Annotated in this window: 2 protein-coding genes; one reads left to right on the top strand and one right to left on the bottom strand. The window is 67.8% G+C overall.

The window, feature by feature from the left end; translation table 11 throughout:
• Positions 1-311 precede the first annotated feature (311 nt).
• On the top strand, positions 312-656 hold the full coding sequence (locus tag ACFYE1_RS17430; protein WP_387745815.1) for a hypothetical protein: 345 nt from the start codon (positions 312-314) through the stop codon (positions 654-656).
• A 293-nt stretch (positions 657-949) separates the two neighbouring features.
• Here the strand turns inward: ACFYE1_RS17430 and ACFYE1_RS17425 are convergent.
• The coding region (locus ACFYE1_RS17425) for a hypothetical protein (RefSeq protein WP_387745812.1) at positions 950-1136 on the bottom strand (187 nt) is incomplete at its 5' end.

Genomic DNA, 1136 nt, shown 5'->3' with positions numbered 1-1136 from the left:
GCCCGACGCCTTTTCCGCCAACTCAACGCCGCCGCGGCGGAATTGGGGGTTGACGGGATATAGAAGCTTCACCGAGGCGGCTGAGGCATGGCAGCGGTGGGCCGGGGCGCACGCCACCTCCCGCCCGCCCCGCGCGGGGGAGACTGATCTCGGGGTCGCCGGTGCCATTGGTGGCCACGACATCCGGGTGGTGCAGCGGCCGGGGAACCTGGCTGATGTGAGTGCGTCCCCGGTGGAGTTGCGCCTCGACGACGCCCCCGGGGTGGCGGTGGAGGTCACCCCGGGCGACGTCGTTGAACCCGAATGTGGGCATGATCCAACGACTGGAGAACCAGGTGCGGGCACTGCCTGAGGAGGTCACCAAACGCGAAGCACGACTGCCCTCCGCGCGGCAGGAAGCCGAGGACGCACGGGAGGCGCTGGACGTGCCGTTCAAGCACCAGGAAGCCCTGGACGCCGCGCGGTGGGAGGTCGAGCGCATCGACCGTGCGATGCGCGGAGAGGAGACGCCGCAACCAACTTTGGACCCGGAGCTGGAAGCGTTGAAGAAGCGGATGCGCATCAACTTCCCCGGAGCTCCCGCAGCCAGCCGTAGTACCACCGGCCGTGAAAGCTCCACTTCCGGTCACTCACCACAGGCAGCCCGCGCGCTATGAGCAGCGCCCCCAGGAGGACGGCCTGGGGCTGTAGTCGCTCGTTCCACGGGCTATACAACGACGAACGGTGCCCGCTCCCCGATGGGGGAGCGGGCACCGTTTCTACGAGGCGACCACAGGGTCAGGAAGCCGTCCACAGTCGGCGGTTACGGACGCGGAACGATCGTGCGTGAGGTGACCTGCCGGCTGTGGTCGGGTGGTCGGTTGGGGTCCCCGCTGTCCATCATGGGTGCGGGAAAAGCCGCGGAGCGAGGGAGCTTTTGCCGTGCCCATGTGGGCACGGGGCCAGGACCTCAGCCACGGTTGTCCAGGTCGCGGTTCGCGCGCACCTGGCGTGCTTCGCGCCAAATGACGAGCAAGGACACCACCAAGAACAGACCGGAGATCAAGCCGATCTTCGAGCCCCGGGGGTCAAGTCCATTTGCGTGGTGTAACGCAGTCCCCGCGTGATTCTTGGGGTGGTCAGGCGCTGAGGGCCAG

This window comes from Kocuria nitroreducens (assembly GCF_042879195.1).
Classification (GTDB): Bacteria; Actinomycetota; Actinomycetes; order Actinomycetales; family Micrococcaceae; genus Kocuria; species Kocuria nitroreducens.
The sequence above is the reverse complement of the archived record's forward strand: the minus strand, read 5'-3'. Positions and strand labels throughout refer to the sequence as shown.